The 22,845-nt window shown below is 62.4% G+C and carries 16 protein-coding genes and 1 pseudogene; 9 read left to right on the forward strand and 8 right to left on the reverse strand.

Features of this window, described 5'->3' with window-relative positions:
• Positions 1-4: 4 nt before the first annotated feature.
• A complete protein-coding gene (locus VGD45_RS16765) occupies positions 5-811 on the reverse strand; it encodes a M48 family metallopeptidase (protein WP_331156475.1) in 807 nt (268 codons plus the stop codon).
• 27 nt (positions 812-838) lie between these two features.
• A complete protein-coding gene (locus VGD45_RS16770) occupies positions 839-1,411 on the reverse strand; it encodes an SRPBCC family protein (RefSeq protein WP_331156476.1) in 573 nt (190 codons plus the stop codon).
• Positions 1,412-1,490: 79 nt separating this feature from the next.
• Here VGD45_RS16770 and folE point away from each other — a divergent pair, with 79 nt between their 5' ends.
• A complete protein-coding gene (gene folE, locus VGD45_RS16775) occupies positions 1,491-2,138 on the forward strand; it encodes a GTP cyclohydrolase I FolE (protein WP_331156477.1) in 648 nt (215 codons plus the stop codon).
• A gap of 258 nt (positions 2,139-2,396) precedes the next feature.
• Positions 2,397-3,158 (forward strand): hypothetical protein, encoded by a 762-nt coding sequence (locus VGD45_RS16780; protein ID WP_331156478.1) that lies wholly within the window; start codon positions 2,397-2,399, stop codon positions 3,156-3,158.
• A gap of 112 nt (positions 3,159-3,270) precedes the next feature.
• On the opposite strand, the gene VGD45_RS16785 is transcribed toward VGD45_RS16780, so the two are convergent.
• The 5 genes from VGD45_RS16785 to VGD45_RS16805 all read right to left on the reverse strand — a co-directional run bounded on the left by VGD45_RS16785 (position 3,271) and on the right by VGD45_RS16805 (position 8,733).
• Positions 3,271-4,062 carry an endonuclease/exonuclease/phosphatase family protein gene (locus tag VGD45_RS16785; protein WP_331156479.1) on the reverse strand — a complete coding sequence of 264 codons (792 nt, stop codon included), beginning with the start codon at positions 4,060-4,062 and terminating at the stop codon, positions 3,271-3,273.
• A complete protein-coding gene (locus VGD45_RS16790; RefSeq protein WP_331156480.1) occupies positions 4,034-6,301 on the reverse strand; it encodes a VTT domain-containing protein in 2,268 nt (755 codons plus the stop codon). Before VGD45_RS16790 ends, VGD45_RS16785 begins: the two co-directional genes overlap by 29 nt.
• Positions 6,302-6,409: 108 nt before the next feature.
• A complete protein-coding gene (locus tag VGD45_RS16795) occupies positions 6,410-7,513 on the reverse strand; it encodes a D-2-hydroxyacid dehydrogenase (RefSeq protein WP_331156481.1) in 1,104 nt (367 codons plus the stop codon).
• A gap of 30 nt (positions 7,514-7,543) precedes the next feature.
• Positions 7,544-8,419, reverse strand: a complete 876-nt coding sequence (locus VGD45_RS16800; protein WP_331156482.1) for a dienelactone hydrolase family protein — start codon at positions 8,417-8,419, stop codon at positions 7,544-7,546.
• Positions 8,416-8,733, reverse strand: a complete 318-nt coding sequence (locus tag VGD45_RS16805) for a hypothetical protein (RefSeq protein ID WP_331156483.1) — start codon at positions 8,731-8,733, stop codon at positions 8,416-8,418. The genes VGD45_RS16800 and VGD45_RS16805 overlap by 4 nt, the downstream gene beginning before the upstream one ends.
• 268 nt (positions 8,734-9,001) lie before the next feature.
• Between VGD45_RS16805 and VGD45_RS34375 the strand changes: the two are divergent.
• From VGD45_RS34375 to VGD45_RS16820, 4 genes and pseudogenes are all read left to right on the forward strand, one after another.
• A pseudogene (locus VGD45_RS34375) lies at positions 9,002-9,424 on the forward strand (cellulose binding domain-containing protein); the annotation flags it as partial.
• A gap of 51 nt (positions 9,425-9,475) precedes the next feature.
• The gene (locus VGD45_RS16810) at positions 9,476-11,302 is read left to right on the forward strand and encodes a glycoside hydrolase family 6 protein (protein ID WP_414717585.1); all 1,827 of its coding nucleotides are present in this window, start codon (positions 9,476-9,478) and stop codon (positions 11,300-11,302) included.
• Between the two features lie 96 nt (positions 11,303-11,398).
• A complete protein-coding gene (locus VGD45_RS16815) occupies positions 11,399-13,105 on the forward strand; it encodes a lytic polysaccharide monooxygenase (RefSeq protein ID WP_331156485.1) in 1,707 nt (568 codons plus the stop codon).
• Between the two features lie 22 nt (positions 13,106-13,127).
• Entirely contained in the window at positions 13,128-15,614 is a 2,487-nt protein-coding gene (locus VGD45_RS16820; protein WP_331156486.1) for a cellulase family glycosylhydrolase, read from the forward strand.
• A 46-nt stretch (positions 15,615-15,660) separates the two neighbouring features.
• On the opposite strand, the gene VGD45_RS16825 is transcribed toward VGD45_RS16820, so the two are convergent.
• On the reverse strand, positions 15,661-19,605 hold the full coding sequence (locus tag VGD45_RS16825) for an FAD/FMN-binding oxidoreductase (RefSeq protein WP_349263301.1): 3,945 nt from the start codon (positions 19,603-19,605) through the stop codon (positions 15,661-15,663).
• A 163-nt stretch (positions 19,606-19,768) separates the two neighbouring features.
• Between VGD45_RS16825 and VGD45_RS16830 the strand changes: the two genes are divergently transcribed.
• The 3 genes from VGD45_RS16830 (at position 19,769) to VGD45_RS16840 (ending at position 22,787) form a co-directional block, all read left to right on the forward strand.
• Positions 19,769-20,446 (forward strand): YceH family protein, encoded by a 678-nt coding sequence (locus tag VGD45_RS16830; protein WP_331156488.1) that lies wholly within the window; start codon positions 19,769-19,771, stop codon positions 20,444-20,446.
• Between the two features lie 81 nt (positions 20,447-20,527).
• Positions 20,528-22,015, forward strand: a complete 1,488-nt coding sequence (locus VGD45_RS16835) for a DegQ family serine endoprotease (protein WP_331156489.1) — start codon at positions 20,528-20,530, stop codon at positions 22,013-22,015.
• Between the two features lie 100 nt (positions 22,016-22,115).
• Entirely contained in the window at positions 22,116-22,787 is a 672-nt protein-coding gene (locus tag VGD45_RS16840; RefSeq protein WP_331156490.1) for a response regulator transcription factor, read from the forward strand.
• Positions 22,788-22,845 lie beyond the last annotated feature (58 nt).

Raw genomic sequence — 22,845 nt, forward strand, 5'->3', positions numbered from 1 at the left:
TTAGTTACTTCGCGGCTGCCTGATATAGCGGCAGCACGCGCGGCACATTCTTCTCCAGATCTTTGATGCGCGACTCGCCCGACGGGTGAGTGCTCAGAAATTCGGGCGGGCCGCCGCCACCGGCCTTGGACATCTTCTGCCACAGCGTCACGGCCGCATTCGGGTCGAAGCCGGCGCGCGCCATCAATTCCAGGCCGATGCGATCGGCTTCAGCTTCCTGCTCGCGACTGTGCGGCAACGTGAATGTCACAGCGGAGATCTGACTGGCAATCTGCATGGTCGATTGCTCGGCCCCAGTGGCAACGGCTACGCCAGCGAGCACCAGTTGTTCGGCATACGCTCGTGACAATCGTTCGCGTGAATGTTCGCGCAGGGCATGCGCGATTTCGTGGCCGATCACCGCGGCGAGCTCGGCGTCCGTCGGTTTGATGACGTCGATCAGGCCCGTGTAGACCATGATCTTGCCGCCGGGCATGCAGTACGCGTTCACGTCTTCGGAGCTCTGCACGTTGACTTCCCAAGCCCAGCCGGGAGCGTCGGGACGGAACGTCTTGGTCTGCGGGATCAGCCGCTGCGAAATCTTCTGCACGCGGTCGTAAGTCTGTTTGTCCTTGTTCAAGGCGCCCGCCGAGCGCGCCTTGTTCACTTCCTGGTCGTAAGCAGCCTTGGCGCCCTCGTCCACCTTTTCGGCGGACACGGCCATCATTTGTTTGCGGTCCACGCCGATCGTTCCGGGCTGAGTGGTCTGCACGGTTTGACACGCCGTCGCCAGGACCGCGGCGGCGGCAACCAACAAGGCACGAATGCGCATGAGAATCCTCCTAAACGTGCAATGTTTTTATTGCTTGGGTGGTTCCGGCGTCTGCTTGGGCTGTTCCGGGTTGCCCGCGGTGACGTAGCGCGCCAGCCGCTGCAGCTGACCGCCGAGCACCTCGTCGACGATGGGCGCCCAATCGGACAGCGGCCGGTCGGCGAAGCCGCCGACGTTGTATGTAAACGTGATGCGGGAGCCGCCCGCGGCCGATTCGATCTGCCAGGTCATCACGCCGTTCACGCCGAACTCCTGCAATGGCCCGAGCGCACCGTTGATTCGTAACGTCTTCGCCGGCTGCGCATACACCACGGTCCCATGCTCGATGCCAGCATAAAGGCTGAGCTTTTCACAGAAGCAGCCGCGCACATTCGGCTCGAGAGTGAGATTGCGAGCGTCGCCCGAATAGGTGTGCTCAGGGTCCCACCACTTGGCGACATCGGACAGCGCGGCCCAGATCACCGGCGGCGCGACGTTGGGCGCCTCGACGGTGTGGCGCAGATTGAAACCGCTCGGAGCGGCGCTGACGATCTCGGCGCGCACCGCGCCGGAGCCGAACAGGGCGGCCATGACGACCATCGAGGCCAGGCAAGCTCGCATGTTGTTTCCTCTTCCTCGTTGACCCGCTGAAGGCCGCGCATGGTAATCCCTGCCGGTGAAGGATGGTAACCTAGCCTCCATGACCAAGAGAAAAGGCCCGACCACGAAAAAGTCCGTCAACGGCTGGATCCCGGAAGCGCACGTACAGGCGCCCACGGTGAGCGAAGAGGACGCGCGCCAGGCCGTCGAAACGCTGTTGCGCTGGGCGGGGGAAGATCCGCTGCGGGAGGGCCTCAGGGACACCCCCAAGCGCGTGGTGACCGCCTATCGCGACTGGTTCTCGGGCTATCTCAGCGATCCCGCCGACTACCTGCGCCGCACTTTCGAGGAGGTCGAGGGGTATGACGAGATGATCGTCCTGCGCGACATCGAGTTCGAGAGTCATTGCGAGCATCACATGGCCCCCATCATCGGCAAGGCGCACGTGGGCTACCTGCCGACCAACAAAGTGGTCGGCATCAGCAAGCTGGCCCGGGTCGTGGACGGCTACGCGCGCCGCTTTCAGGTCCAGGAGAAGCTCACCGCGCAGATCGCCCGTTGCATCAACGACGTGCTCAAGCCGCGGGGCGTGGGCGTCGTCATCGACGCCATCCATCAATGCATGACCACTCGCGGTGTCCACAAGCGGGGCGTGTCCATGATCACCAGTAAAATGCTCGGCGACTTCCGCGAAGACGCGCGCACGCGCAACGAGTTCCTGCGCTTCATCGACATCGCGAACGGTTGATGCGCTCGCCTCGTTTCCGATCCTGTTTCCGAGAGAAAAATAAAAAAATGGTTTTCCCCTCCCGTGCACGGGAGGGGGCAGGGGGTGGGTCTTCGGTTGATGCCCCGCACTCAAATTTAACACTTGCCCTGTTGCGCTCGGGGACTCCCGCAAATTGTCGGCGGGCGACCACACGAGCCTGCGCGAGTGTGACGAAGTTCTCGTTGCCGACTTCGTCACAGTCCTAGCATCCCGATCCAGTGGCATTGCCTTCGTGCAATGACGAAGCTCGGATTCAGAGGTCAGGATGTGAACGCAGCGGCCGAAACGACGATGCAGGAGCCTGAAGCACGCCCCGTCCGCGCTCGCGCCGAACACATTTCCATCGAAGGGGGCCATGACGAGAGCCTGGCCGCTCCAAAAAAGCGCCCCCATCGCAAGACTCGACTCAATTACACCCTGGCTAGCAGACTGCGCGGCTGCGTGACGCAGCTGGCGTTGCTCGACGATCATTTCCTGTCGGTGCAGCTCACCCGCCCGGACATCGAGCCCAAGAAGTACGATTTCGATCTGCGTTTCGCTAATGCCAAGCCGATGATCGTGCGTCACATCGCGTGGTTCTGGCTGGCGCTGGCCGTCAGCCTGGCGGCGCTCGCCACCGCCGCGCTGTCGATGCTGTGGCCGCAGACCGCCGCGGAGTGGCTCAGTCCTGTGCTCATCACCGCGGTGGCCGCGCTGCTGGCTTCGGTGGGATCCGTGTTGATGTTTCTACGTCGCACCACCGAATCGCTGGAATTCACCAGCGTTCACGGCGGTGTCACGTTGGTGAGCGTGACCGGCGCCATCGGCAGCGCGCGTGAGGGAAAGAAGTTTTTCGTCGAGCTCATCAAGAGCATCAATGCCGCCAAGGCCGCGCGACCGCAGCCTCCACAGACGTTCCTTCGCGATGAGATGCGCGAGCATCATCGCTTGCGCGAGTTGGGCGTGCTGACGGAAGCGCAGTACGAAACCAGCAAGTCGAGGATTCTGGCCTCGCATTAAGAACAATACGGGTACAGGGATGTACCCCGCCACCACAGGTGGCGAGCGATCGGCAAAAGTCGCGCCTTTTGCCGACTCGCACGAGGGTCGTGGCAGGATGCCCGATCCCGAGTCATTTAAGATGGAATCGCTCCACGTCGATCTCAGCGCGCAACGGCAAATGATCTGACGCTCGCTTGGCCAGCGGCGTGCTGTGAACCTTGACAGAGACGATCGCTTGCACTGGCCGTACCCAGATTCGCGTCAGTGCGAGAAACGGCCAGAACGACGGAAACTCCGGCGGCGCCAGGGCTTCGCCCAATATTTTATGAGCGTCGCGCAATGTGCCCGCACTCGGGAACCATTCATTCATATCGCCGAGCACCACGGTCGGATGCTCTGGCGGCGAAGATGAAACCGCCGCGAGGAGCTGCCGCCACTGAAAGCGCCGCTCCGATCTGCTGAGGCCCAGATGTGTGGCAATGACACGCAACGCGCGGCCGCCCACATCCAGTTCGACATCGAGCGCGCCGCGCGGCTCCAGCCATTTGCCGTAGCTCAGGTCATGTCGATGCACGCTGAGCACTGGAAAGCGAGTCAGCAACGCATTTCCATACTCGCCACTGTGTCGCACGATGCGCAGGCCGGGGATCGCCGCCATGTCCATCGCTTCGGAGAGATATTCGAGCTGCTGCGAATCGTCCTCCTCGCCCGGCTCGTTATCGACTTCCTGCAAAGCGTAGATGTCGCAGTCGAGCTCCTTGAGCACGCTGGCGATGCGCGATGGCGAGCGACGCAAGTCCATGCCGACGCAACTATGGATGTTGTACGAACCGATGGAGATGCGGCGCACGCCGGGCGCCGGCGTCTCGACCGCGTCGCCCTGGACGTCGGTCTCAGACAGTGCGCGCGTCGCGGACGCCATCTCGCGAGTGACTTGCTGCCGACGATATCAGCCAACGCCGCACGAACCAGGTTGCGCCGCCGAGCAGGAACAGCACCAGGGCGATCGCCCAATAGTTGATGCGAGCGGGATCGTCGAGCCACGCCGACAGCTGATCGCCGAACACCGTCGACGTGAGCGTGCCTGGCAGGATGCCGATCGCCGTCCCTAGCAAGAACTCCCACATGCGCATGCGAATCGCGCCGGCCACGACGCCTTCCACGGCGAACGGCGCCAGCGGTACGAGTCGCAACGCCGTCATCGCGAGCAATCCGCGACGACGCAAGACTTGCAGAATCTGGTCCAACTTCGCGCCAGCCATGCGCCGTACCGTGCCGGGCTCGAGACGCTTGCCGGCCACATACGTGGTCCACGCCGCGACCTGGATGCCACTCATGGCGATGATGAAACCCCAGATCGGTCCATAGGCGATCACCGCGAACAACGTGATCAACGGTCTGGGAAACATCACGTACGAAGCAGGCGTGTACGCCAGCAGCGTCAGTACGGGCACCCACCATGTCTTACCTACGTCGCGCGCCCAGCCGGTGATGCGATTGCCGTCGAGATATTCGGCGAGGGGCGTGAACTGCCATAGCGCCGTCAGAGCGATCAATCCCGCGGCGATGACGGCGAGCTTGCCCCAGGAGGGTCCGGTGGGAACCGGGGTCGCGTCCGTAAACCCGGACTTGTCGGTGACAAACGCGCCGCCATGTTGCTCAGCCATGCTGGGCTCGGGGGCGCGCGGACTGAAGATCAGCGCAAGATCGCTCAGTTCGACGGGTCTTTCCGGATCCGCGACGCTGATGACATTCATCAACGTTTCCGAGACCGGCGGCGCTTCAGACAGCGGACGGAGAGTACGATCCTCGCGCTGCAGATGTTCGATAGCGTCTCGCAGATTGCCGGCGGCAGCGACCGCCTGCTCGACCTGCTTTACTTCGAACCCGAGATGCTCGGCCAGCAGCAGCGAGCGCAACTCGCGGATCTGTTGCTGCACATCTTCCCTGCCACGCGCTTCGATAGTGAGGTCGCATTCGGTGTCCAGGCCCATGGAACGATTCGCCAGGTTGGCCGAGCCGATGCGCACGATGTCGTCGTCGATCACCATCATTTTGGAATGGACGTCGATGCAGGTGCCTTCCTTCAATCCGGCAATGAACGGATACAAGGCGCGGAAACGGTTATATCGGTCCGCGTCCCGCAACTTTTGCACCAAACGCGTACGCAAGGTCTGCATGGTCAGCTCTTCCAGCCAGCCATGACTCAGCTCACGCAGCACCACCACGACCTCGGGACCATCGGGCTCGGCCAAGCGTGCCGCTAGGGCGTCGCCGACTTTGTCCGCGGTGAAATATTGGTTCTCGATATAAATGCTGTTTTTCGCCGAGGCGATCATGTCCAGGTACAACGCCTCGATCTCTCGGACGCCTTCGCTGCCGTTGACCGCAGGCTCCGTGCGCGAGATGCCGACATGCACATCTGAAACATTAGCGGCGAGAGACTGCGGCCAGCGCGACGTCTTCATCTCCTCGGCGGCGGCTTTGCGACGAAACATTCGTCGTTGCGCGGCCGGCGGACGAATGACTTCGCCAGTGGCTTTGCGCCAGCGCTCACGGACCAGATCGCCGAGCGAGCGCGCGGCGTCGCCCTCGACCGCCATCATCAAATCGTGAAACGGCGGATAGGCGGTGCCTTTCACCTGGCGATGCTCGTTGGTCGGCGAGTGCTCGTTGGTGTCCCAGCGACGGAACGTCAGATCGATCCCGCCGTTGAACGCCACGGCGTCGTCGACGACCACGATCTTCTGATGATGCGAGCCGCCGGTGGGATGAGTGTTGTCGTAACGGAAGTGCACGCGCCGGTGCGGCTGCCATCCAAGGCCGTAGAACGGCGCCCACTCCCGATCCAGGCCGAAGATCACGGGGTAGTCCCAGATCAAGATATGAATATGCAGATGGCGATTGCGCCGGACCAGCCCGTTCAAGAAGTCGCCGAGCTCCAGCTCGCAATCGCTGGGATCACGGCACAACAACCGGGTGCGGCTGTGAAAATCCCAGCCGGTGATCAGGATGGATCGCTTGGCTTTGCGAGCGGCGTCGACGAAGGCGGTGAAATACGCGTCGCCGTCGATCATGAACGCCGCGCGCTGCGCCTTCTCCACTCGCCAGCAATTGCGGCCGGGTTGGAACAAAGAAGAGTTACCGTTACGCGCGGACATCGCTATGGAAACTTGCAAAAATGCCAAACGAGGTAGTGTCGGCGAAACGCTCGCAGCGAGCGGCCGGTTCCGTTATCGGCCGCAATCGCGAAAGCCGACTGTCGGTTATCAATAGCCGCGCGCTACGTCGACCACCGACAACATCTTGTCGCCCGCCGCGTAACGTCGCAGGTTCTCGCGCACAACTTCCATCTGCGCGTCCTGGCCGAGATCCGAGCTGCTGGAGATGTGCGGCGTGATGATGACGTTCGGCGCCTTCCACAGCGGATGATCGGAGGGCAGCGGCTCGGGATCCGTCACGTCGAGACCCGCGCCCGCGATCTTATTACTCTTCAACGCATCAATCAGATCCGATGTCACGACGCTGCCGCCGCGTGCGACGTTGATCAGATACGCAGTCGGTTTCATTTTCGCGAACAGCTCGGCATTGAAGATGCCTTTTGTTTGTGGCGTCAGCGGCGCGGTATTCACGATGAAGTCGGCCTCGCTCGCCAGCTTCGGCAATTCATCCGGCAGGCCGACGTAACTCACGAAGTCGGGGCCGGTGCGACCGCTGTTGCGCGTCGCCGTTACTTTCATGCCGAGTGCGTGCGCGCGCTTCGCCACTTCGGTGCCGATACCGCCGAGCCCCACCACGAGCATGGTCTTGCCGTTGACCACAGCCATACGACCCGGCGGCACGCTTCGATCCCATTCACCACGAGCCTGCGCGGGTATATACAAATCGAGACCACGCGTGAACGCCAAGGTCATGGCAATGGCGTGCTCGGCAATGATGGGGCCGGTAATGCGCTGCATGTTGGTGACGAGAATGTTTCGTTCCTTGACGGCGGGAATGGACACGCAGTTCTCGACGCCCGCGGTCACCAGCTGAATCCATCGAATGGACTTGCCGGCGTTGACCATGTCGGCGTCGCAGACGCCGATGACTGCGTCGACGCTCGCGATCTTGGATTTAGCTTCCGGCGTGCCGGCGACGATGAATTCCACGCCCGGCGCAACGGACTGCAGCACCGGGCCCGACCGCGCGGCGAAGCCGCCGATCAGAATGCGCTTGGGCTGTCGCCAGCCCTTGCGCTCCTTCACGGGCGTGTCGCCCTGTTGCAGGCCGTAGTGCTCGATGACATTCGCGGCGGAGCTTTCCGCGCCGCTGGCGGAAGCTGCCGACAACACACCGAGACAGGCGCTGATCAAGAGCGAGCGACACTTCATCCAGAATCTCCGCAAAGGGGGTTAGCGATTTTACGCCACGCCGTACTTCTTGAACCACGCCAGCATCTTCTGCCACGCATCCTTCGCGTCTGCCTCGACGTAAGACGGACGGTAGTCGGCGAGGAAGGCGTGCGGAGCCTCTGGATACACGACAATCTCCGCATCCACCTTCGCCTTCTTGAGCGCCACACGCATCTGCTCGACGGTGTCGAGCGGAATGCCCTGGTCCTTGCCGCCATACAGGCCGATCACCGGCGCCTTCAGATCAGGCGCCACATTGACCGGATGTTTCGGCTGATTCTCGCTGGGATCGCCAACCAGACGTCCGTACCAGGCCGCGCCGGCCTTCAGTTGCTTGCTGTGCTCGGCATACAACCACACGATGCGGCCACCCCAGCAGAAACCGGTGATGCCCAGCTTCGCCACATCGCCCTTGCCGGACTTCTGCGCGAACTCCACCGTGGCGTCCAGATCGGCCATCACCTGTGCATCGGGCACTTTGGCGACGATGGGCCGGATCTCATCGATCGTCTTCAGCTTGGAGACATCGCCCTGTCGGAAATACAACTCGGGCGCGATCGCGTAATAGCCCGCCTTGGCGAAACGACGGCAAATATCCTTGATGTGCTCGTGCACGCCGAAGATCTCCTGCACGACCAGCACCACCGGGAACGGTCCGCCCTTGGCCGGCATGGCGCGGTAGCCCGGCAGTGTTTCCTCGCCGACTTTGATCTTCACGTCGCTGGCTTCGATGCCGCTGGCGTCGGTGATGATGGTGGCGGCCCCGATGGGCTGCACGGCAAGCGCGAAGCCGGCCGCGGCCAGACCGCTGACCATCATGTGCCGGCGATTCAGCTCCATGCGCGAGAACACGTTGGCGATATCGGTGTGCAGATCCCGGCTCATGACGTTCCCCTGTGATGAAAGTGAACGAGTGTAGCGACGCGGTCGCTGCCTGCAAAGAACGAGCGCCGGCAACCGACGACAGCAAAAAATTCGTATCCGTAGAGCGCGCACCACGGTGCGGCGTAGATATCGAACGATTGACTGCGCAATGACTCGCCCTGCAATCGCAATAATGCTGATTTGCTTGCAAACAAGCGCTTGCCGCTTGTCTGTTCATGTCTCCAATTGGCTCGAATGGCAAAACTTTGCATGTTGACAGCGTTAGTCAATTGGCCCATGGTGCGGATCGCTCGAAACCAAGGATCGTTACGCATCGCTGCGAATGCGCGAATAGACGCACGAGCACGATGCCTTCTCAGGGGGTCGTGACATGGACGGACGACATGGGTCCTGGGGACCCGCAACTGCGCTGAAAACTCGCACTCGCGCCGGCTCACGCTACGGGCCGCGGCGAGGTTAGCGCCTCAATTCCAACTCAGCCTTTCTCGAGTGCCGGCGCCGGCTTCGGCTCCGACCGCGTGCGCCCGTCTGTCACGGATCGGCGCGTGCGCCCGCTATTCGCCGCCGATATGGGAGGACCACATGCTTTGCTCATCGATCTGGAATCGCGAACCTGTCGCGCCCTTGCACGCGGTTCGCTGGTTGTTTGCTGTGCTGTTCGTTTGCTGTCTGGGCGTAACGCAGGCTTTCGGTCAAGCCGCCGGTTGTCAGGTCACGTACACCAAGAGCTGGGAAGGCGGCAACGGCTTCGGCGCGAACCTCGCCATCATGAACACCGGCCCGGCGATCACCAACGGCTGGACGTTGCAGTTCACGTTTACCAACGGAGAGCGGATCCAGAACGGTTGGCCCGTAACGTTTTCTCAGCCTGCCGGCAGCGCGCAGGTGACTGTGTCGAGCAACGCGTCGTGGAATCAGAGCATCGGCAGCGGTGCGACGTTCACTGCGGGCTTCAATGGCACGATGACCAGCACGGCGGGCACACCCACCGGCTTCACGCTCAACGGCACGGCTTGCAACGGTGGCGGCACCGGCAACACGGCGCCGATCGTCAGCTTGTCGAGCCCGACCAGCGGTCAAACATTCCCCTCCGGCTCGGCCGTAACGCTTGCCGCGACAGCTAGCGATCCGGGCGGCGCAGTCAGCCGCGTCGAGTTCCGCGTCGATGGCAATCTCGTGAGCACGGACACGACCTCGCCCTATAGCTTCAATGTGACGGGTCTTGCTTCGGGCAGTCACACTGCACAGGCCACCGCATTCGACAACGGCACGCCGGCGCTGAGCACCGCGACCGCCAATGTGCCCTTCACCATTCAGGGAACAGTCACGCCGGCCATCAGCGCGACGCCGAGCACGTTGTCTCTGGCGGGTGGCGCTAGCGGCACATCCTCGATTCGCTTGAACGCCTCGCCGGCGAGCCCTGTCACGGTGACGCTTACGCGCTCGGGCAGCACGGCGATCACGCACTCGCCCACCAGCGTCACGCTCAACAGCACGAACTGGAACACGGGCGTGAATGTCACGTTCACAGCAGCCGCGGGAACAGCAGCTGCAACTTCGACGTTCACCGCCGCTGCTTCGGGTTACACATCGGGCACAGTCTCAGTGACGCGCACGGGTCCAGTCACCGGCCGCGTCGACAACCCGTACATCAGCTCCGGCGTTTATAACAATCCGCAGTGGCGAGCGAACGCGGCCGCAAGTGGCGGCAGCGCGATTTCCATGCAGCCCACTGGCGTGTGGCTGGATCGCATCAGCGCGATTGCCGGCAACAACAGCCCCACCACCGGCACGATGGGTCTGGTCGATCACTTGAACGAAGCGGTGGCGCAGGACCAGGCGAACGGCGCCACGCCCATGGTCATTCAGATCGTGATCTACAACCTGCCTGGACGCGACTGCTCCGCCCTCGCCTCGGCCGGCGAGCTCGGCCCGAACGAACTGCCACGCTACAAGGCCGAATACATCGATCCCATCGCGGCCATCCTACGGCGGCCCGAGTACGCCAGCCTGCGCATCGTGCTGATCATCGAGATCGACTCGCTGCCGAATCTGGTCACGAACGTCACGACCCGCCCCACCGGCACGGCGCAATGTGACACGATGCTGCAGAATCGCGGCTACGTTGACGGAGTGGGCTATGCGCTCGCCACCTTCGGCGCGATTCCGAATGTTTATAACTACGTCGACGCCGGTCATCACGGCTGGCTCGGCTGGGACACCAACTTGGGTCCGTCCGTGGACATGATACGGACGGCCGCGACCGCCTCCGGCAGCACGCTGGCGAACGTACACGGCTTCATCACCAACACCGCCAACACGTCGGCGCTGCAGGAGCCGTATATCGTTGTCGATAACACTACGCGTCCGTCGCGCTGGATTGACTGGAATCAATTCAACGACGAGCTGACGTACGCGCAGGCGTTCCGCCAGCGTGCTGTCACGGCCGGCTTCGACGCCAACATCGGCATGCTGATCGACACGTCGCGCAACGGCTGGGGCGGCCCGAATCGTCCGACCGGTCCGAGCGCCGCGGCCGATCTCAATACTCGCATCGACGCCTCGCGCGTCGACCGACGCATTCATAAAGGCAACTGGTGCAATCCGAGCGGCGCAGGCTTGGGCGAGCGTCCACGCGCCGCTCCGGCAGCTGGCATCGACGCGTATGTCTGGATCAAGCCGCCTGGCGAATCCGATGGCGCGAGCGAGGAAATTCCGAATGACGAAGGCAAGGGCTTCGACCGCATGTGCGATCCAACGTACGGCGGCAACCCGCGCAATAACAACAACGCGACCGGTGCGTTGCCCAATGCGCCACTCTCCGGTCATTGGTTCCCCGCGCAATTCCAGCAGCTGTTACAGAACGCGTATCCGCCGCTGTAAGAAACAAACGCCAGAGCCGGCGCCGCCTCGCGCGCCGGATCTGGCGGAGCAAACATCGGAGCGAGGCACGGGACTTCAGACTTCAACGGAGGATGTATGAGGCTCGACGCACTACGGACCATGCTGCTGACAGCGCTGCTGCTCATCGTGAGCGGCGCCAACGGCCATGGTCTCATTCAGGACCCGCCGGCACGCAACTGGTTCTGCGGCGCCATCACTAAACCCGATCAAGTTGCGAACGGGACCGCGCAATATCCGGTCTGCGGCCAGGCGTTCACCGCGCCCGGCATCGATCCCAACGCCGGCTACAGTTTCATGAGCGTGCTCACGCACACCACCGGCCGCTCGGGCGTGGGGCCGCGAAACAATGTTTGCGGCTTCAACTCCGAGAGCTGGAACGGCGCGGCCACTCCATGGGATCAGCCGATCAACTGGCCCACCGTGCCGATGACCGCCGGATCAAAGGTGTTCACCTGGAATATCTCGTGGGGCCCGCACTTCTCGGACACCGAGGAGTTCCGCTACTGGATCACCAAGCCGGGCTTTCAGTATCAAGTCGGCACGCCGCTGTCGTTCAACGATTTCGAGGACCAGCCGTTCTGCGTCCTGAATTACAACGACGCGACTCCGAACGCCAACCCGGACGTGATTCCCAATCCGGGCGCCGCGACTTTTCAGACGCGTTGTAACGTGCCGGCGCGTACCGGCCGGCATGTGATCTACGCCGAGTGGGGACGCAATCAGTGGACGTTCGAACGTTTCCACGGCTGCATAGACGCGATGTTTCAGGGCGGGACGGGACCGACGCTGGATGCGGCGATCGCACTGTCTCCTGACGTCGCCGAGTTCGAAGGCGCCGGCTCGATCACGCTCGATGGGCGCGGCTCGATCGGTTCAAACCTGAGTTATCAGTGGACGGTTAGCTCGCAGAATCCTTCGCTCTATACATTGACCAACGCCAATCAGTCGGTCGCGACACTGACGATGGGCACTCCGCAAGCGTCCGCCAACGTTACTGTCTCCTTGGTCGTATCGAGCGGCGGTTCTTCCGATAGTGCGACGCGCACGTTCGTGCATCGACCGGCAAACACTGCCTCGCAGTGGTTCGATCTGGGACCTCTGACTTCAGAGTCGCGCACACTCACAGTTGGCGACCGCGTTTCTGTTCGCACAGTATCGACGAGCGGACAGGATGCGTTCTGGCCAACGACTCCGCTGACGATCACCGCAGCAAACGCTGCCGCCACCGCCTGGCCGCTGGCCTTGGGCCAGGCCGTCAATGCAGGGAACGGCGCAGTCCGCGTCGGTGTGCTCAATGCACAAAGCCAGGTGGTGCCACAGCAGAGCGCAACCGCCAATCGCGTGTACGCGCAGAACTCGGCCGGCATCCAGAGCGCGTTCCTGCAGGTCACGCCACCCACTACTGGCAACGGCGGATTGACGGTGACGCCGGCCATCACTTCCGCGAGTCCGTACTACAACGAGCAACAGCTGCGCATCTCCAACACCGCGGCGGTTACTGCGTTGTCGGTCACGATCGTCGTGCAGAGAACCACGGGCGTCAGCTACGCCGGCCAATACAACACGCTTGGCGGCCAGGTCACGCAGACCAACTCGAGCACGAGCTCCGCGATCACTTATCAATACACGCTCGGTTCGGGACTGACGCTCAGTCCTGGAACGAATCGCACGTTCGCCGCGCAGTTTGGCGGCACGGGCACGAGCCATCCGACCGCGGGTGACACCTACACGGTGACCTACACCAGCGGTGGAACGCAGTACACCCAAAGCGGCACGTTCTGAGGCATCAACACGGAGGATGATCATGCTTCGTTCATTCGTTCATCGTACGTCGGCAGCGCCTGTGCTGCGGGCGAAGGGGCTTCGGCCTCTTTCGTCCGCGGCCCCGGTGCGATGGATCCTGTCTTGCCTCACGTTGGTTGTTTGTTACCTGGCGGCGGCCTCGGGCGCCTTCGCGCAAAGCGCGGCTTGCCAGGTCACCTACACCAAGAGTTGGGAAGGCGGTAACGGCTTCGGCGCGAACATCGCCATCATGAACACGGGCCCGGCCATCACCAACGGCTGGACCTTGACGTTCACGTTCACCAATGGCGAGCGCGTGCAGAATGGTTGGCCGGTCACGTTCTCCCAACCGGCCGGCAGCGCGCAGGTGACTGTGTCGAGCAACGCGTCGTGGAATCAGAGCATCGGCAGCGGTGCAACGTTCACGGCGGGCTTCAATGGCACGTTTACCAGCACGGTTGGCACGCCGACGGGCTTCACGCTCAACGGCACGGCTTGCACCGGTGGCGGGACTGGCAACACGCCGCCGACGATCAGCCTGAGCAGCCCCACCAGCGGTCAAACATTTCCCGCTGGTTCGGCGGTGACACTGGCCGCGACAGCGAGCGATCCTGGTGGCGCGGTGAGTCGTGTTGAATTCCGTGTGGATGGCAGCCTGGTGGGCACGGACACGAGCTCACCGTACAGCTTCAACGCAACGGGCCTGGCTAACGGTAGTCACACCGCGCAAGCAACGGCGTTCGATAACGGCACGCCGTCCTTGAGCACGGCGACCGCAGCGGTGCCGTTCACGATTGGCGGGACGTCGACGCTTTCTATCACCGCGACGCCGACTTCGTTGCAGCTCCCTGGCGGCACTACCGGCACTTCCTCGATTCGCTTGGGCGCTTCGCCGGCGAGCCCGGTGACGGTGACGATCACGCGCACGGGCAGCACAGCGATCACGCACTCGCCCACTAGCGTCACCCTCAACAGCTCGAACTGGAACACGGGCGTGAATGTGACTTTCACCGCGGCTGCGGGTACGGCGACAGCAACTTCGACATTCACCGCTGCTGCCACAGGCTACACCTCGGCGACGATCACCGTGTCGAGGTCGACCAGCTCGGGTGGCGCGGTGTTCCGCGTCGATCCTACTGGCCGCATCACCAAGAATGGCCAGGCGTTCCCCGTGCGCTGCGGATCGTGGTTCGGTCTGGAGGGTCGTCACGAACCTTCCGACGATCCCATCAATCCCAGCGGTGCGCCGATGGAGCTTTACATTGGCAATACCTCCTGGGCGAACGGCAACGCCGGCACTGGCCGCACGATTCAGCAGACCATGACCGAGATCACCGGCATGGGCATCAACGTGGTGCGCCTGCCGGTCGTGCCGCAGACACTGGATGCAAACAATCCGCAAGGCCGCGACCCGTATCTGAAGAATCATTCATCCGTGCGCGTGGCCAACTCGCGGCTGGCGCTGGAGCAATTCATCGTAGCGGCCGATCAGAACAACATCGAGGTCATGCTCGACGTCCACTCGTGCTCGAACTATGTGGGCTGGAGAAAGGGCCGTCTGGATGCGCGTCCACCTTGGGTCGATGCGACTCGCGAAAACTATGACTACACACGAGAGAACTACTCGTGCGCGGCCAGTGGCAATCCGAGCACGGTGACCACCACGCATCCGTACAACCAGGCTACGTGGCTGGATAACCTGCGCACGCTGGCTGGCCTCGGAACACAGCTCGGTGTCGACAACATCATCGGCATCGACATTTATAACGAGCCGCACGACTACACCTGGGCGGAGTGGAAAGCGCTCACTGAAGCTGCGTATACAGCCATCAATTCCGTGAACCCGAATACGCTGCTGTTCGTGCAGGGCATCGGCACGGTGGCTGGCACGCAGGACGGCACGCCGACCTCGACCACTGCGGTTCCTCACGGAGCCGCGGCATCCAACCCGAACTGGGGCGAGAACCTGTTCGAAGCAGGAACCAACCCGATCAATATTCCTAAAGAACGCTTGGTGTTCTCGCCGCACACTTACGGTCCGTCGGTGTTCGTGCAGCGGATGTTCATGGATCCGGCTCAGCCTCAGTGCGCTGGCTTGGAAGGCGACGAAGCCGGCGACGCGAACTGCAACATCGTGATCAACCCGACGCAGTTGCGGGCTGGTTGGGAAGAGCACTTCGGCTATCTGAGGGACCAGGGTTACGCCGTGGTGGTTGGCGAATTCGGCGGCAACCTCGACTGGCCGCTCGGCCAAGCCAGCATCCGCGATCGCGACCGCTGGTCGCACATCACGCCCGGCGTCGATGCGCAGTGGCAGGACGCGTTCGTCGACTACATGGTCAGCAAAAACATCGAAGGCTGCTACTGGTCCATCAACCCAGAATCCGGCGACACCGCCGGCTGGTATGGCCACGCCTACGACCCAATCTCCAACACCGCAGGCTGGGGTCAGTGGCAAAACTTCGATCAGCGGAAAACCAATCTGCTGAATCGGTTGTGGGGACGCTGACCTAGAACTCCGGGGCTGGCTGCACAGGCCAGCCCCGGCTTTCTAATCACACCAGCACGCGCTCGATGCCGCCGGCGTTAGCTTTCTGCACATACTCCGGCAGCCAGTTCGCTCCGAGCACGTGCTTGGCGATCTCGACAACGATGTAGTCAGCATCCACATCCGCGTCGTCGTTATAACGCTTCAGGCCCTGCATGCAGGATGGGCACGACGTCAAAATTTTCACGTCACCCTTGAAGCCATCGGCGCGAAGTTTCTCCGCGCCCTTGCGCATTTCGATTTCCTTGCGGAAGCGAACCTGCGTGGCCACGTCGGGACGAGAGACAGCGAATGTGCCGGACTCGCCGCAGCAGCGGTCGTTCTTCTCGACCTTGCCGTTCACCTGATCGTTGATGAGCGTGTTCACGACCTTCAAAGGGTCGTAGCTCTTCATCGGCGTGTGACAGGGGTCGTGATACATGTAGCGCACGCCGGTCACGCCTTCGAGCTTCACGCCGCGTTCCATCAGGAACTCGTGAATGTCGATGATGCGGCAGCCCGGGAAGATCTCGTCGAATTTGTAGCCCTGCAGCTGATCGAAGCAGGTTCCGCAACTGACCACCACCGTCTTGATGTCGAGGTAGTTCAACGTGTTCGCGACGCGATGGAACAGCACGCGATTGTCCGTGATGATCTTCTCGGCCTTGTCGAACTGCCCCGCGCCTCGCTGCGGATAGCCACAGCACAGATAGCCCGGCGGCAGAACCGTCTGCACACCGACCTTCCACAGCATCGCCTGCGTGGCCAAGCCGACTTGCGAGAACAAACGTTCCGATCCGCAGCCAGGGAAATAGAACACCGCCTCCGAATCGCTTGTCGTGCGCGACGGATCGCGAATGATGGGCACGTAGTGCCGATCCTCGATATCCAACAAAGCACGCGCCGTCTTCTTCGGCAGCCCACCCGGCATCTTCTTGTTGACGAAGTGAACCACCTGTTCGCGCACCGGTGGCTTGCCCGTCGTCGCGGGCGGACGCGCCGTCTGCGCATTGGCCACCACTTTGAACGCGCGATTCGCCATGCGCTGCGCCTTGAAGCCCCACTCCATCATGGCCGTGCGCGCCAGTTTGATGGTCTGCGGATTGGTGGCGTTCAAGAAGAACATCGCCGAGGCCGTGCCGGGATTGAAGCGCTTCTTGCCCATTCGACGCAGCAGATCGCGCATCGCCATGGACACATCGCCGAAGTCGATGTTCACCGGGCAAGGCTTCTCGCACTTGTGACAGACCGTGCAATGGTCGGCCACATCCGAGAACTCGTCCCAGTGACGCAGCGACACGCCACGGCGCGTCTGCTCTTCGTACAGGAACGCCTCGATGAGCAGCGACGTCGCCAGAATCTTGTTACGCGGCGAGTACAACAAGTTCGCGCGCGGCACATGCGTCGCACACACGGGCTTGCACTTGCCACAACGCAGACAGTCCTTGATGGCGTCCGAGATCGAGTTGATGTCGGACTGCTGCATGATCAGCGACTCGTGTCCCATCAGGTTGAAGCTGGGCGTATACGCATTGCGCAGATCGCCGCCCGGCATCAGCTTGCCCTTGTTGAAGTGCCCGTCCGGATCGACGCGATCCTTGTAGCGACGGAACTCTTCCGTTTCGGCGTCCGTCAGGAACTCCAGCTTGGTGATGCCGATGCCGTGCTCGCCCGAGATCACGCCGTTCAGACCGCGAGCGATCTTCATGATGCGCTCGACGGCGTGATTCGCCGTTTGCAGCATCTCGTAATCGTCGGAGTTCACCGGAATGTTGGTGTGCACGTTGCCGTCGCCGGCATGCATATGCAGCGCCACCCACACGCGACCACGGAGCACGCGTTTGTGGATTTGTTCCACCGCCTCGAGGATCGGGAGGCACGCGCCGCCGACGAACAGGCGACGCAAATGGGCGCGCACTTCCGTCTTCCACGACGTACGCAACGAACGATCCTGCACTAGATCGAAAATACGAACGTGCGGCTCGCGCTCGACGCGACGCTCGAAATCACCCCGCAGCGGGGCAAAGCCGAGCGAAGTCAGCTGCGGCAACGCCTCGCTGAGCGGTGTATCCAAATGTTCGGCGAGATACGTCCAACGCGCGAGCGTATCCGCGATCACCTGCTGAGCCTGGATCTGCCGATCGCCGAGCAACTCGGCGCGCGACACGCTGACCAAATCGGGATCGTCGACCTTGCCCAATGGCAGCTCAGTCTCGAAGAAATCCCGCAGCTCGCGGAGCATCTTGATCTTGTTGGCGAACGACAGCTCGATGTTGATGCGCTCGATGGCGTCGGTGTAGTCGCCCATCCGCTCCAGCGGAATCACCACGTCTTCGTTGATCTTGAAGGCGTTGGTGTGTTTCGCGATCGCGGCCGTGCGCGAACGGTCCAGCCAGAATTTCTTGCGCGCGTCCGGGTTGACGGCAACGAAGCCCTCACCGGCACGGCTATTGGAAATACGCACGACTTCGGAAGTCGCACGCGCCACGGCGTCCTCGTTGTCGCCAACGATGTCACCGAGCAGCACCATCTTGGGCAAAGCGCCGCGCTTCGACTTCGTGGCATATCCGACAGCGCGCAGATAACGCTCGTCGAGATGCTCCAGACCGGCCAGCTGCACACCGGTGGTGCGCGCTTCGTTGTCGAGGAATGTTTTGATTTCGACGATAGACGGAATCGCATGCCGCGCGTGCCCGAAGAACTCCAGGCACACGGTGCGCGTGTGCTTCGGCATGCGATGCAGGATCCAGCGCGCCGACGTGATCACGCCGTCGCAACCTTCCTTTTGTACGCCGGGCAGACCACCGAGGAATTTATCGGTGACGTCTTTACCGAGCCCGGCCTTACGGAACTTGCGACCTTCGATATCGACGCGAGCCGTGCGCAGCACGCGGGCACGCGAGGGATTGTCGCGACCGTCCTTCCAGATCAATTCGAACTTGGCGACTTCGACATCGTGAATCTTGCCGCGATTGTGATCGAGCCGGGTGACCTCCAGCCAGTTGCCGTCCGGGTCGACCATGCGCCACCACATGAGATTGTCGACCGCCGTGCCCCACAACACCGCCTTCTTACCGCCGGCGTTCATCGCGACGTTGCCACCGATGCAAGATGCATCCGCGGACGTCGGATCCACAGCAAACACCAGGCCAGCGCGCTCGGCCGCATCGGAGACACGACGAGTCACCACGCCAGCGCCGCTGAAAATCGTCGCCACCTTCGCATCGGGCGCGGAAGCACCGGGAATGTCGATGGTCTCGATCTCGCCCAATGTTTCCAATTTCTCTGTGTTGATGACAGCAGAGAGCGGCGTCAATGGGATCGCGCCACCGGTGTAACCAGTGCCACCGCCACGAGGGATGATGGTAAGCCCGAGCTCGATGCACGTACGCACCAGCGCGGGAATCTCATGTTCCGTATCCGGCGACAGCACCAGGAACGGATATTCGATACGCCAATCGGTCGCATCCGTCACGTGCGACACACGCGCGAAAGCATCGAAGCGAATATTGTCGTCGCGAGTGTGACGTTCGAGCAGACGCCGCGCGCGCTTGCGAAGCTGCACCAGGCGATCGAAGTCGGTCGCGAACGATTCCACGGCGCGCCGCGCTGCCTGCAGCAACTCGCCGACTTTACGGTCGCGCTCAGGATCGGAAACGTCGCGGCGGCGCTCGATCTCGTTGAGCCGGTGATGCAGGGCCTCGATCAGCAGCCGGCGACGCTTGGGGTTGTCGACCAGGTCGTCCTGCAGATAGGGATTTCGCTGCACGACCCAGATGTCGCCCAGCACTTCGTACAACATCCGCGCCGAGCGGCCGGTGCGGCGCTCGCTGCGCAGCTCGTCGAGAATGGCCCACAGCGGCTCGCCCAACAGGCGGATCACGATTTCGCGATCCGAGAACGAGGTGTAGTTGTAGGGGATTTCGCGCAGACGAGCAGCCGGACCAACGGCGACAGCCGGATCCGGCTCCATGGCATCGAGCGGTAGGGACAGGTTGCGCAAGGTAGTAAGGCTGCTTAAGCCCGGGGCGTGGTATGGACCGTGATTGTAGTGGTAACAGTCCGGTCGATGAAGGCACGATTTCCTAATTGGGCCAATCCTTTATATTCCCCAAACCAAACTGCATAAGCGGCTTATGAACACCTACCTGTCCGCCCTGGAAGCCCGGTTGATCGGCAGCCTGATCGAAAAGGCCATCACCACGCCGGATCAATACCCGCTGTCGCTCAACGCGCTGACCAATGCGTGCAATCAGAAGAGCAACCGCGACCCGGTGCTGAGCCTGGAGGAGCGCGCAGTGCAGGAGTGCGTCGAGGGCCTGGTGAAAAAGCATCTGGTGCTGGAAAAGTCGGGCTTTGGCAGCCGCGTGCCCAAGTACCAGCACCGCTTCTGCAATACCGGCTTCGGCTCGTTCGAATTCACCCCGGTGCAGACGGCCATCATCTGCGAGCTCCTGGTCCGCGGGCCGCAGACGCCCGGCGAGCTGCGCTCTCGCGTGCCGCGCATGGCGGAATTGAAAGATGGTGCGGAAGTCGAGTCGGCCCTTGAAGATCTCGCTACCCGCCCCGATGGTCCGTTCGTTAAGCAGTTGCCGCGCGAACCCGGCCGTCGCGATTCGCGCTATGCGCACTTGTTCAGTGGCGAAGAAGTGTTTCCGTCCACATCCGAAGAGGGCGCCGCTGAACCGCAGCCAAACGCGCCGACCACCGCGCCGACTCCCTCATTACAAGCCCGCGTGCTCCATCTGGAGGAGCAGGTGGCCGCTTTACGCCAGGAATTGGAAGAACTGCGCGCCAGCATTAAAACGCCGTAATAAAGCCTACTTGCCGCAAACTTTGGCGGGGGTGGGGCGTCTCACCAGCATTGGATTTAAAACCTCGTGGGAGGAGCAACAATGCTTGTCAGACAACGCTTCAATCGAGCTCGCGTCACCGTGGTCACTGCGGCCACTGTCCTTGGTATCGCCATGGCCGGCTGCTCCGGCAGCTTTGCGGAGAACAGCCCGGCTCAGACGGCTGCATCGAGCCCGCCGCCGGCGATCGCGACGGCCTCGCGCAATGTCGCCGCGGCCCTGCCCGATTTCGCGTCCCTGGTTGAGCACTACGGCGCCGCCGTGGTGAATGTCGCTGTCGTCGGCAAGGCGCAGCCCGTGGCCGACATTCCGGGCATGTCCCCCAACGATCCGTTCTACGAGTTCTTCCGCCGATTCGGACAGCCCATGCCCCGCGGCGGCCAGCAAATGCCTCAGCCCCGCGGTGAAGGCTCCGGCTTCATCGTGACCTCCGACGGCTACATCCTCACCAACGCGCATGTGGTGGAGAACGCCGAAGAAGTCACAGTGAAGACCACCGACCGCCGTGAGTACACCGCGAAGGTGATCGGCTCCGATCCGGCGACCGACGTGGCCGTGCTGAAGATCGATGGCAAGAACCTGCCGACCGTGAAAATCGGCGATGCTTCCAAGCTGCGTCCCGGTGAGTGGGTGATCGCCATCGGCTCGCCGTTCGGCTTCGAGAACAGCGTCACCGCCGGCATTGTCAGCGCAACGTCGCGCTCCATGCCCGGCAGCAACTACGCGCCGTTCATTCAAACCGACGTGGCCGTGAACCCGGGTAATTCCGGTGGCCCGCTGTTCAATCTGGACGGCGAAGTCGTGGGCATCAACTCGCAGATCTACAGCCGCAGCGGCGGTTACATGGGTCTGTCGTTCGCCATTCCGATCGATGTGGCGAGCAACGTGCAGCAGCAGCTGGTGTCCAACGGCAGAGTCACTCGCAGCCGCATCGGCGTGTCGATTCAGGACGTGAATGCCCAGCTCGCCGAGTCGTTCGGCCTCGACCGTCCGCGCGGCGCGCTGGTCGGCATGGTCGAAGACGACGGTCCGGGCGCGAAGGCCGGCATCAAGGCGGGCGACGTGATCCTCAAGGTCGACGGCGCCGAGATCGAAACATCCTCGCAGTTGCCCGGCATGATCGCATCCAAGAAGCCCGGCAGCACGGTCAACATCGAAGTGTGGCGTGACGGCGGCACCAAGCGCCTGACCGCGAAGCCGGTGGAGATCGTCGAGAAAGGCGTCAAGGTCGCCAACCGTGACGATGTCGAAGCCGACGAGACGGCGAAGCTTGGCCTGGTCGTGCGTCCCCTGGAGCAGGAAGAGAAGCGCCAGGCTGAGACGGACGGCGAGCTGGTCGTCGAAGACGCCGATGGTCCGGCCGCCATGGCCGGCGTGCAACGGGGCGACATCATCCTCGGCGTCAACGGCAAGGCGGTGAAATCCGTGGACGATCTGAAGAGCGCCGCGCGCAAGACCAAGGGCAAGATCGTCGCGCTGCTGATCGAGCGCGAAGGCGGACAGATCTTCGTCCCGGTGCGCGTGGGCTGATGTTTAGCTGACGTTTGAATGCTGACTGGCGATGGCGGACACTTCTCCTCGGTCTTCCCCCTCCTCGCCATCGCCGGTCAGTTCTGCGCACCTGGATTGCATGAAACTACTGCTCATCGAAGACGATCTGCAGGCCGCCGAATACCTCATCAAAAGCCTGCGCGACAGCGGTTACAGCGTCGATCACAGCCCGGACGGGCGTGACGGTCTGGATAAAGCCACGCAACGTCATTACGACGTGATCATCGCCGACCGGCAGCTGCCGCATGTCGACGGGCTCACCATCATCACCACTCTGCGCGAGCGCAACGATCGCACTCCCGTGCTGATCCTGTCGGCGCTCGGCACGGTCGACGATCGCGTGCATGGTTTGAAAGCCGGTGGTGACGATTACCTCACCAAGCCCTTTGCTTTTGCCGAGCTGCTCGCGCGCATCGAAGCGCTGAGCCGTCGCGGCTCGGCGCTGGCCGAATCGAGCCGCCTCAAGGTGGCCGATCTGGAACTGGACCTGCTGGCCCGGAAAGTGACGCGCGCCGGCCAGAACATCGATCTCACCACCAAGGAATTTCAGCTGCTGGAGTTCCTGATGCGGCGGCCCGGCCAGGTGGTCACCCGCACCATGCTGCTCGAAGGCGTGTGGAACCTGCACTTCGATCCGCAGACCAATATCACGGACGTGCATATGAGCCGCCTGCGCAATGCCGTCGACAAAGGGTTCTCCCGTCCGCTGATCCACACCGTGCGCGGCGCGGGGTATGTCCTGAAGGAATAGCGACCCGGGCGGCCGGGACGCGGGTTCCTGAGTAGAATGGCCGCCATCTCTACGTCAA

This window comes from Steroidobacter sp. (genome assembly GCF_036402275.1).
Taxonomy (GTDB): domain Bacteria; phylum Pseudomonadota; class Gammaproteobacteria; order Steroidobacterales; family Steroidobacteraceae; genus Steroidobacter.

Coding starts and splice junctions, on each gene's coding strand:
- VGD45_RS16765 (WP_331156475.1), bottom strand. CDS start 811: ATGCGCATTCGTGCCTTGTTGGTTGCCGCCGCCGCGGTCCTGGCGACG.
- VGD45_RS16770 (WP_331156476.1), bottom strand. CDS start 1,411: ATGCGAGCTTGCCTGGCCTCGATGGTCGTCATGGCCGCCCTGTTCGGC.
- folE (WP_331156477.1), top strand. CDS start 1,491: ATGACCAAGAGAAAAGGCCCGACCACGAAAAAGTCCGTCAACGGCTGG.
- VGD45_RS16780 (WP_331156478.1), top strand. CDS start 2,397: ATGACGAAGCTCGGATTCAGAGGTCAGGATGTGAACGCAGCGGCCGAA.
- VGD45_RS16785 (WP_331156479.1), bottom strand. CDS start 4,062: ATGGCGTCCGCGACGCGCGCACTGTCTGAGACCGACGTCCAGGGCGAC.
- VGD45_RS16790 (WP_331156480.1), bottom strand. CDS start 6,301: ATGTCCGCGCGTAACGGTAACTCTTCTTTGTTCCAACCCGGCCGCAAT.
- VGD45_RS16795 (WP_331156481.1), bottom strand. CDS start 7,513: ATGAAGTGTCGCTCGCTCTTGATCAGCGCCTGTCTCGGTGTGTTGTCG.
- VGD45_RS16800 (WP_331156482.1), bottom strand. CDS start 8,419: ATGAGCCGGGATCTGCACACCGATATCGCCAACGTGTTCTCGCGCATG.
- VGD45_RS16805 (WP_331156483.1), bottom strand. CDS start 8,733: ATGCGTAACGATCCTTGGTTTCGAGCGATCCGCACCATGGGCCAATTG.
- VGD45_RS16815 (WP_331156485.1), top strand. CDS start 11,399: ATGAGGCTCGACGCACTACGGACCATGCTGCTGACAGCGCTGCTGCTC.
- VGD45_RS16820 (WP_331156486.1), top strand. CDS start 13,128: ATGCTTCGTTCATTCGTTCATCGTACGTCGGCAGCGCCTGTGCTGCGG.
- VGD45_RS16825 (WP_349263301.1), bottom strand. CDS start 19,605: ATGGAGCCGGATCCGGCTGTCGCCGTTGGTCCGGCTGCTCGTCTGCGC.
- VGD45_RS16830 (WP_331156488.1), top strand. CDS start 19,769: ATGAACACCTACCTGTCCGCCCTGGAAGCCCGGTTGATCGGCAGCCTG.
- VGD45_RS16835 (WP_331156489.1), top strand. CDS start 20,528: ATGCTTGTCAGACAACGCTTCAATCGAGCTCGCGTCACCGTGGTCACT.
- VGD45_RS16840 (WP_331156490.1), top strand. CDS start 22,116: ATGAAACTACTGCTCATCGAAGACGATCTGCAGGCCGCCGAATACCTC.